Below are 2,446 nucleotides of genomic sequence, written 5' to 3' on the forward strand. Positions count from 1 at the left end.
AGGCCGTGTCAGTCACCAAATACGTCGACTGACACTCCGCTTTCGCGAGCAAGCCCGCTCCCACATTAGGTCTGTCTAAACAACTCTCCCGGGGTAAACCCGAAAAGTGATTTGAACGCCGCAATAAACGCCGACGTCGAGTCATACCCACACGCCAGCGCCGTATTGGTCACGCTGTCCCCCTCTTCCAGCAGGCTCAGCGACGACAACAGCCGCATCCGCTGACGCCACCCGCGAAAGCTCAACCCGGTTTCGCGCTGGAACAGGCGCATCAGGGTTTTCTCCGACATGCCCAGGCGCTCGGCCCATTCCTGCAGGGTCACGGTGTGTTCGGGGTTTTCGATCAGTTCGTTGCACAAGCCCAGCAACCGTTCATGGCGCGGCAACGGCAGGGAGAAGCCGACTTCCGGCAGGTTCGCCAACTGATCCAGCAGCACGCTCACCAGCCTCGCTTCCTGGCTGTCGCCCTGTGGATATTCCACCGGCAGCAGGCAGAAACTCTTGATCAGTTCCCGGGCCAGCGGCGTCACTTCCAGCACCCGACAACGCCCGTCCGCCCACTGGCAATCCTCGCGACGCACATACAGGCTGCGCATCTCCGCGCGCATCGAGGTCACGACCTGATGCTCGAGATCCGCCGGAATCCAGATCCCCCACTGCGGCGGTGCAAAGAAACTGCCTTCGGCGGTGTGCACGCCGAGAACACCGCTGATGGCGTAGGAAAACTGCACCCAGTCGTGGCTGTGGGCCGGGGTCCAGGAGCCGGCGTTCAGGCTCTCGACCCGAGCGTATAGCGGGCGCGGGAGTGTGGTGATGGGCGGGATGCGGCGTTCGAGGGACACTTGTCCGTTGGTCGGCATTGATGGGCCTTGTGTTGCTGGACGGCTGATGGGGCGACGTTAGGCCATGTCCCACATCTATTCAACACCGCCGACCCATGTGGGAGCGGGCTTGCTCGCGAATGCGGTGTGTCAGTCGACGTTGATGGTGACTGACACGGCCTCTTCGCGAGCAAGCCCGCTCCCACAGGTCCGTCATTTCAATTGATCAAATTGTCAGCGTTCGATGATGGCGGTCACACCCTGCCCCCCCGCCGCACAAATCGACACCAACCCTCGCCCCTTCCCCGCCGCATCCAGCAACTTCGCCAGGTTCGCCACAATCCTCCCTCCTGTAGCCGCAAACGGATGCCCCGCCGCCAACGAGCTGCCTTTGACGTTCAGCCGGCTACGGTCGATCGAGCCAAACGGCGCATCCAGCCCAAGCCGCGTCTTGCAGTACTCCGCATCCTCCCAGGCCTTCAGCGTGCAGAGCACCTGCGCGGCGAAGGCTTCGTGGATTTCGTAGTAGTCGAAGTCCTGCAGGGTCAGGCCATTGCGCGCCAGCAGGCGCGGTACGGCATACACCGGCGCCATCAACAGGCCTTCGGCGCCGTTGACGAAATCCACCGCCGCCGCTTCGCCGTCGCGCAGGTAAGCAAGGATCGGCAAGCCACGTTCCTTCGCCCACTCCTCGCTGCCCAGCAACACCAGCGACGCGCCATCGGTGAGCGGTGTCGAGTTGCCGGCGGTAAGCGTGCCCTTGGCGCTTTTTTCAAAAGCGGTTTTCAGGGTCGCGAGTTTTTCCAGGGTCAGGTCCGGGCGCAGGTTGTTGTCGCGGGTCAGGCCGAGAAAGGGCGTCATCAGGTCGTTGTGCCAACCTTCTGCGTAAGACGCGGCCAGCTTGTGGTGGCTTTCCAGCGCCAACTGATCCTGCGCTTCACGGGAAATGCCCCAGGTCTGCGCCATTAGCTCGCAGTGCTGGCCCATGGACAAACCGGTGCGCGGCTCGCCGTTGCGCGGAAATTCCGGAATCAGGTGCCGGGGGCGCAATTGCAGGAAGGTCTTGAGCTTCTCGCCGGTGGTCTTGGCGCGGTTGGCTTGCAGCAGGATCTTGCGCAGGCCTTCGCCGACGCTGATCGGCGCATCGGAGGTGGTATCGACGCCGCCAGCAATGCCGCAATCGATCTGCCCCAGGGCGATCTTGTTGGCCACCAGCAACGCCGCCTCCAGCCCGGTGCCGCAGGCCTGTTGAATATCGTAGGCCGGGGTCGTGGGCGAGAGCCGCGACCCGAGCACACATTCGCGAGTCAGGTTCATGTCCCGCGAATGCTTGAGCACCGCGCCCGCCACCACTTCGCCGATACGCAGGCCATGCAGGTTGTAGCGTTCGATCAGGCCTTCGAGCGCGGCGGTGAGCATGTCCTGATTGCTGGCCGTGGCGAACGGCCCGTTGGAGCGGGCGAAGGGAATCCGGTTTCCGCCGATGATCGCGACGCGGCGCAATTGAGTCATGAAAAGCTCCTGATGAAATATTCAGATACCAAACCCTTCCCAACCACCGTAGGAGCGAAGCTTGCTCGCGAAGGCGGCGTGTCAGCCACATCGATGCTCACTGAAACAACGCC

2 protein-coding genes are annotated in these 2,446 nt (G+C 62.8%); both read right to left on the reverse strand.

Annotated elements, in window-relative coordinates:
- Nucleotides 1-65: 65 nt before the first annotated feature.
- Nucleotides 66-860, reverse strand: coding sequence for an AraC family transcriptional regulator (locus ACW9JE_RS30275; protein ID WP_457434853.1), 795 nt, complete (start codon nt 858-860; stop codon nt 66-68).
- A gap of 195 nt (nt 861-1,055) precedes the next feature.
- Nucleotides 1,056-2,333: an acetyl-CoA C-acetyltransferase gene (locus ACW9JE_RS30280; RefSeq protein ID WP_457434854.1), complete on the reverse strand. Its 1,278-nt coding sequence runs from the start codon at nt 2,331-2,333 to the stop codon at nt 1,056-1,058.
- Nucleotides 2,334-2,446: the final 113 nt, after the last annotated feature.

It is taken from the genome of Pseudomonas sp. SDO55104_S430 (genome assembly GCF_054070595.1).

What these genes read in the sequence shown, in the direction of transcription:
- ACW9JE_RS30275 (WP_457434853.1), bottom strand. Translation starts at nt 860, where the DNA reads ATGCCGACCAACGGACAAGTGTCCCTCGAACGCCGCATCCCGCCCATC.
- ACW9JE_RS30280 (WP_457434854.1), bottom strand. Translation starts at nt 2,333, where the DNA reads ATGACTCAATTGCGCCGCGTCGCGATCATCGGCGGAAACCGGATTCCC.